This window comes from Coleofasciculus sp. G3-WIS-01, from assembly GCF_040223135.1.
Lineage (GTDB): Bacteria > Cyanobacteriota > Cyanobacteriia > Cyanobacteriales > Coleofasciculaceae > Coleofasciculus.
Genome location: NZ_JAVJZI010000267.1, coordinates 1 through 6,735, shown reverse-complemented (window position 1 = coordinate 6,735; position 6,735 = coordinate 1). Strand labels below are relative to the sequence as shown.

General features: G+C 45.1%; 5 protein-coding genes and 1 pseudogene. 2 read left to right on the top strand and 4 right to left on the bottom strand.

Annotated features, from left to right (window positions below):
- Nucleotides 1-137: 137 nt before the first annotated feature.
- Both RIM23_RS28525 and RIM23_RS28520 read right to left on the bottom strand, forming a co-directional pair.
- Nucleotides 138-305 (bottom strand): annotated as a pseudogene (locus tag RIM23_RS28525) (Uma2 family endonuclease); the annotation flags it as partial.
- A 50-nt stretch (nucleotides 306-355) separates the two neighbouring features.
- Nucleotides 356-790 (bottom strand): SRPBCC family protein, encoded by a 435-nt coding sequence (locus RIM23_RS28520; RefSeq protein ID WP_446371573.1) that lies wholly within the window; start codon nucleotides 788-790, stop codon nucleotides 356-358.
- Nucleotides 791-946: 156 nt separating this feature from the next.
- Between RIM23_RS28520 and RIM23_RS28515 the strand changes: the two genes are divergently transcribed.
- Together RIM23_RS28515 and RIM23_RS28510 are read left to right on the top strand one after the other, a co-directional pair.
- A complete protein-coding gene (locus RIM23_RS28515; protein ID WP_446371571.1) occupies nucleotides 947-2,338 on the top strand; it encodes a malic enzyme-like NAD(P)-binding protein in 1,392 nt (463 codons plus the stop codon).
- 101 nt (nucleotides 2,339-2,439) lie between these two features.
- A complete protein-coding gene (locus RIM23_RS28510) occupies nucleotides 2,440-3,534 on the top strand; it encodes a WG repeat-containing protein (RefSeq protein WP_446371569.1) in 1,095 nt (364 codons plus the stop codon).
- A gap of 114 nt (nucleotides 3,535-3,648) precedes the next feature.
- Here the strand turns inward: RIM23_RS28510 and RIM23_RS28505 are convergent, their stop codons facing one another.
- Together RIM23_RS28505 and RIM23_RS28500 are read right to left on the bottom strand one after the other, a co-directional pair.
- Nucleotides 3,649-4,512 (bottom strand): DUF4340 domain-containing protein, encoded by an 864-nt coding sequence (locus RIM23_RS28505; protein ID WP_446371567.1) that lies wholly within the window; start codon nucleotides 4,510-4,512, stop codon nucleotides 3,649-3,651.
- A 208-nt stretch (nucleotides 4,513-4,720) separates the two neighbouring features.
- Nucleotides 4,721-6,448 (bottom strand): GldG family protein, encoded by a 1,728-nt coding sequence (locus RIM23_RS28500; RefSeq protein WP_446371565.1) that lies wholly within the window; start codon nucleotides 6,446-6,448, stop codon nucleotides 4,721-4,723.
- Between the last annotated feature and the right edge of the window lie 287 nt (nucleotides 6,449-6,735).

Sequence of the window (6,735 nt, the reverse complement as noted above, 5' to 3'; positions counted from 1 at the left end):
GTAGACCTAGGTGAGCTATTCTCATTGTACTACAAAAGTTTGGCGGTCAGGACAATTTGGAAATCTCCGTACCTCCGATTTCCCGCTGTCCATCCTCACCTTGCTATCGCTGAAGGTGAGGACTTCCGCGACTACGTTAAGCTGGCTTCTCGGCTACCACCTTCTCCGCCAATCGGTGTCATGATAATTAACTCTCCCTGGGGCGAACGTTCTAATGGTACATCAGGGTTAGCTACACACAGTTGATAAAACTGCGATCGCGTCAATGTCGTGGTAATTGGCTTTAAGTTTAATACGGTAGTCATAACATAAGGAATAGCAGAACGTTTGGTCTCAACAGCCATATCTCCCTCAATTATAAATGCTCAACATACCGCTTCAACTCCCGCGCCATGCGTTGCATTCCCCGATGCTCATCTTGCCGAATAAAAGGGACAAAAACACGAGTTAACATGCCATAAAAACGGCTTTTATGGACATATTTAGTCCGACCTAGACCAATCTCTTGTAACTCAAATACGTACTCATTGCGAAAACCGGGAATAGACGAAACCCAGCGTAGACAAGTTTCGGGTTGTAAGAGTGTTACCAAGGGTTCAAATTCCGTTTCCTCATCCTTCGGTAATCGTCGTAATGATAGAGATACGACTTGTCCTTTTTCAAAGGGATATTCTGGTTCGCGGTCAAATAGAAACGTGTTCCAATACTTCCACTGCTGTTTGTCCAACAAAACTTGCCACACTTTTGACTTGGGAGCATTAATTTCGATTTCCGTATAGAGACTTGCCATAATAATTCGTCATTTGTCATTTGTCATTCGTTATTCGCAAAAGTTGGTGATAACTCATCCTATCTCCCCCATCTAAGAGACGTAGCATGAGGAGTCTGTAACATTGCTCCCGAATAGGTCTACAATTGAAAGCTTGAAACCCGACATCAATCCAGCATGGCAGACCTGACACCGAATTCCAGTTTCAGTTTAACGATTCGTCTCCAACTTCCCAACCGTTCTGGGATGCTAGCCACCGTTACTCAGGCGATCGCACAAGTGGGAGGTAACCTGGGACAGATTAACCTGATTAACCAAACCTACAAAGTTTCAACTCGTGAACTCACCATCGATGCGACGAGTACCGAACACGCCGAACAGATTGTGCAAGCGGTTAAAGCACTTACCCATATCAAGGTGATCGATGTCTACGATCGCACGTTCAATCTGCATCGAGGCGGCAAAATCAGCATCGACAGCAAACTATCCCTGAATACCCAAGCTGATTTAGCTATGGCGTATACCCCAGGGGTAGGTCGAATTTGCCGTGCGATCGCAGATGACCCACAAAAAGTTTACTCCCTGACGATAAAAAGTAATACGGTAGCGATTATTACAGATGGTAGCGCCGTATTAGGGTTAGGCAACTTAGGACCAGAAGCGGCATTACCCGTCATGGAAGGGAAAGCCATGCTGTTTAAAGAATTTGCCGGAATTGACGCCTTTCCCATCTGTCTGGCAAACCAAGACACCGATACAATTATCAAAACCGTTAAAAACATTGCTCCCGTTTTTGGCGGGATTAACCTAGAAGATATCAGCGCCCCCCGTTGCTTTGAAATTGAAGCCAAACTGCGGCAAGTCTTAGATATTCCCGTTTTCCACGATGATCAGCATGGGACAGCAATTGTCAGCCTCGCGGCGTTAATTAATTCCCTCAAACTGGTCAAGAAATCTCTCGAAGACGTGCGAATCGTAATTAATGGTGCTGGGGCGGCGGGAATTGCGATCGCGCGGCTATTGCGTCAAGCTGGGGCGAAGATGATTTGGATGTGTGATTCTAAAGGCATTCTTTCAACTAAACGCACCGATTTAACCTCCCAAAAGCAGGAATTTGCAGTTGAATCCAGTGGTACTTTAGCCGGTGCGATGGTGGGGGCTGATGTGTTTCTCGGCGTCAGTGTCCCCGGTGTCCTCACCCCAGAAATGGTACATTCGATGGCATCAGATCCCATTGTTATGGCAATGGCGAATCCGATACCAGAAATTCAGCCGGAATTGATATTAGATGATGTCGCCGTTATGGCAACGGGGCGCAGTGACTATCCCAATCAAATTAATAATGTTCTGGCTTTCCCCGGTGTTTTTCGCGGCGCCCTCGACTGTCGCGCCTCAGTGATTACCAGTACCATGTATTTAGAAGCAGCAAAGGCGATCGCGTCTTTGATGTCTACCACTGATTTAGACCCAGAACATATTATCCCATCGGTTTTTGATGAGCGCGTCGTGACAGCCGTTTCCGCCGCCGTACAACAAGCCGCACGGAATGAAGGGGTAGCAAAGCGATAATGCACTAATCTCTGCCCCTCCCTCGTTCCCAGGCAGAGCCTGGGAACGAGGGAACGAGGCTCTGCCTCCCCTATAGCGGCAAGGAAACTATTGGATCGCTTATGTTCCTTTTAAATAAGTTCCGCTTAATTAAACATCGATTATTCTTCAATATAACCCATCTCTTATTAGGAGTGCTGGTTACTCAACTATCAGGATGTCAGATTCTATCAACCGTTAACAGAGGTTTCCCCAATTCTCGACTCAGTGAAAACACTGTTCCTGTGCAACTTGTTTTTCCCTTCGAGTTAGAGTCAGGACATGATTTTTCCCAAGGCTTAGCTGCGGTTAAGTTTGATGGAACGTGGGGCTATATTGATCAAACGGGTAGCTGGGTTATTCAGCCTCAATTCGAGTTAGCTGGCTCATTTACTGAAGGGCTAGCTCCGGTAAAACTCGATGGGAAATGGGGTTATATCGATAAAACAGGGAATTGGGTGATTACAGCTAAATTCGATGGTGCTAAATCGTTTTCGGAAGGATTAGCCCCCGTCAAACAAGGCGATGATTGGGGTTATATCGATAAAACGGGAAAGGTGGTTATTCAAGCTCAATTTTACGATGCTGATTCGTTTTCCGAAGGATTGGCAATCGTGGAAAATGATAATTTGTATGGTTATATTGATAATACCGGAAACTGGATCGCTTCGCCTCAATTTCAGGAAGCAAAACCTTTTTCAGAGGGGTTGGCTACGGTAAAACTTAATAACCAGTATGGCTATATTAACAAAACTGGTAACTGGGTGATTCCACCTCGATTTAAAGATGCGAGTTCTTTTTCCGAAGGCTTGGCGTCTGTAACCAATCAAGTGATGAAATCGGGCTATATTAATCATCAAGGTGAGCTTGTGATTATGCCTTATTTTGATTGGGCGGGTGATTTTGTCCAAGGTGTCGCCGGAATCTCGATAGACGATAAAATTGGCTATATCGATAAGCAGGGAAATACGATAATTGCTCCCCAGTTTGATAATACCTATGATTTTTCTGAAGAATTAATAGCGATAAAAATAGGCGAGAAGTGGGGCTATATTAATAAAATGGGTAACTTAGTAATCAAGCCTCAATTCGATAGTGTATGGTCATTTCATCAGGGGGTAGCTAGAGTGAGAATTGATAACAGGTATGCCTTCATCAGCCATCCTCTAAACCAATAAATACTAGGACGAAATTAGTGGAATATATACTGAATTATGTACGGGAGGCAGAGCCTCCCCCAGAGCATTCCCAGGCTGAGCCTGGTAACGAGGTGAACGAGGTGAGAGGCAAAGTTATTCATTCGGCGTATTTTCGGGTTTTGTTTTCTCACTAGGAGAAGCGTTATCTTCCTCTATTGGTTGCTTTTTGTCTTCGGAAGACGAAGCATTTTCAGGAGATGGAGATGGGGACGGTTTTTTGTTCTCAGATGTCGGTGTTTTTTCAGGAGTTGATTCTTCTATTTCAGTATCGGAGTTCTCAGGGGTGGGTGTTGCTTGGCTCTCAGACGATTCTTTTTCCTCTACAGGGGATTCTGCTTCAGGCGCTAATTCATCGTTTTCCATATCGGATGGAGCAGTTTCTTCAGGTGTATCCTCTTTACTTTGCTCCCATTCTGATAAGGGACGATTGACAGCATATTCAAAGTCTCTTGGGACTAAAAAGACATTAGAGCGCTGGGATTTGTCTGAGAAAGAATCAACTTGAGCATAGAGGAAACTGTTATTAAAATCTGGCTTACCTAAAATAATTTCATGAGTTTCACCATTCTTGAGTCGCACCGTTACCATAGCTTGGGGTTTGTCTAAACCATACTCCTTCAGGCTTTCCGGGGAGACATTGGGAATCGTGCGATCGCTCTTTCCTTCAACCAGCAAATTCAATAAGAATGAAACCGATGGATCACTGGCGAGTACATCCTTCGGTTCCGTCATTCGCCAGCCCGGTTCAGGTTCACTCACCCGCTCAAATTTGAAGCTATCTTCCTGGATATAAACATTTACCCATTGAATCTCATCTTCTTCAAAACCAAACAGTTGCTTTTCCGCTTCCTTCGCGGCTTCCCGTTGGGGAGTTCCCACAATTTCATAAAAATAGACAAACCCTCCCAGTAAAAGGGCGACAATTAATAAAAGCCAAGTAGTCTTCTGTAGCTTCATTGGTCATTCGTCATTCATCATTGGTCATTCATCATTAGTCATTCGTCCTGGGTTATTACCCCTCTGCGTCCCTCTGCGTCAACCTCTGCGTACCTCTGCGTTTAAAAAACATAACTTCGATAGGAACAAATTTGATATTACTCGGTCGGGGCGGGCGCGAGTCACATCTGGGTAAAAAATCGTAAAACCCGCCCCTACAGACGTACCTTTACCGCCGCAACCACCACAGCGCACCTGCGGTCAAAAAGCCAAAAGCTGGAACAATTAAAACTGCTAACCATCCCAACATTCCGGATTGAACGGGTGTTAAGTTAATCCGACGATCTTCTGGTTCTTTAGGACTAATCGAAAGTGCTTGTTCATCTCGCTTGCTTAACCAACTTACGGAATTGACAAAAACATCAGGATTGAGTTGCTGATCAAACCAACTATCTGTGGCAAAATTTGAATTACCATACACAATTAATCGTGATTCAGCCTTGTCTTGTTCAACCTGAGACTTATCTGTCTGGATTGGTGAAGGTGAGGCTTCTGGAGATTCCTCTGGTGAAGGAGTTGGAGAGGCTTCTGGAGTCTCGGTTACTTCCGGTTCATCAGTGTCAGGAGACGCTTCTGGAGTCTCTGTTGCTTCCGGTTCTGATTTAGGTGAAGGGGTAGACGATTCAGCTTGACGACTTAATGCTACACCTAATACTAAAGGACCGGGGCGATCGCCTTCTTGTTCATTAAACTCCAACGGTTGTTGTTCTGGCGTATTTTCCGCCCAACTTTCGGGGTTTGTCAGGACTAGAGGCGTTTGCTTAATCCCTTCTACAGGTTGCGTATCCACGGGTTGCGCTAAGGGATAAATCGAAAATCCGCTACCAAAATCTTGGGTAATTGGATGATCTCCATATTGAGTCACCAAAGGTGTAGCCGGACCCAAACCGACTAACCGTCCTTGACCCGACGCATCAATTACAATTTGATTGGTTAACATCACCCCCCAATCTGAGAGTAAAGACTCTAATCCGGGATTGGTATCGGGGTCTATCATAACCAATAAACTCCCCCCGTCAGCCAGATATGCTTCTAATGCTTGTACTTCCGGTTCAAACAGCGCTCGTTTGGGTCCAGCGATGACGATTAAAGAAGCATCATCAGGAACGGCTGGCTGTTCAGCGAGATTGAGGGGTTCTACGGTAAAGTTTTTCGTCTGTAACGCACTTACGGCTTGAGATAATCCCCCCTCCTCTGAGGTGTCTAAGGGGCGTTCACCATGACCTTGGAGGAAATAGACCTTATCCAACTCTGCGCGGTTGCGGGTGATGCGTTCAATTGCATTGGTTAGATTGATTTCCGATAACCGTTCTCCTTGGTTGATGGTTTGGACTAACTCGCGTTGATTCCCATATTCTAAATAAACTTCACCAATATAATTCACATTAAACTTTTGGGCTAATTCAGGTTGTAGCTGGGGGTCAACAAACTCAAATTCCAAGTTTGATCCATAGCGACGGTAGTTTTCTAGAAGTTCTTGATCGGCGGGATTGGCGGGGCTTTCAAATATCCAAACTTTCACCGCTTGATCTAAGTTTCTTACCACCTGCTGTGATTGAGGTGAAAGGGTAAACAGTTGATTTTCGGTTAAATCAATCTGTACCCCATAACGCACGCCTAAAAAATTAATTAGCCCGATGATTACAAACATAGCCAATGTCGCGATCACCGCATTTGTCCCCACCTGGGTGGAACGGCGTCTCCAAAAGCCGGGGGCTAACTGATCGAGAAGTAGCACCCATAAGCCAATAATCACCAGTCCAGCTATTAGCAGCGCCAACGATACTGCAGACCACTCACCAGCAACCTCTTGGGCGGTAATTCCCATAATTGTCAGGATGGGTCCGAACCAAAATAGATATTTTAAATACGTCCACTTAATCGGCTTAGTTGTCATAGTTTAATCAAATAGATAAGAGATTTTTTTGACAATTTAATTGGGGGCTGGGCGAAGCATTCGTGGATAAGGGGGCTGGGCGAAGCATTCGTGGATAAGGTTTATACTCTCAGAACTAATATTTTGTCACCGTGGATAAGGGGGCTGGGCGAAGCATTCGTGGATAAGGGGGATGGGCGAAGCATTCGTGGATAAGGTGTATCCTCACAGAACTAATATTTTGGCACCTTGGATAAGTGGGCTGGGCGAAGCATTCGTGGATAAGGGTAATACTCTCAGAAATAATA

What these genes read in the sequence shown, in the direction of transcription:
- RIM23_RS28515 (WP_446371571.1), top strand. Translation starts at nt 947, where the DNA reads ATGGCAGACCTGACACCGAATTCCAGTTTCAGTTTAACGATTCGTCTC.
- RIM23_RS28505 (WP_446371567.1), bottom strand. Translation starts at nt 4,512, where the DNA reads ATGAAGCTACAGAAGACTACTTGGCTTTTATTAATTGTCGCCCTTTTA.
- RIM23_RS28520 (WP_446371573.1), bottom strand. Translation starts at nt 790, where the DNA reads ATGGCAAGTCTCTATACGGAAATCGAAATTAATGCTCCCAAGTCAAAA.
- RIM23_RS28500 (WP_446371565.1), bottom strand. Translation starts at nt 6,448, where the DNA reads ATGACAACTAAGCCGATTAAGTGGACGTATTTAAAATATCTATTTTGG.
- RIM23_RS28510 (WP_446371569.1), top strand. Translation starts at nt 2,440, where the DNA reads ATGTTCCTTTTAAATAAGTTCCGCTTAATTAAACATCGATTATTCTTC.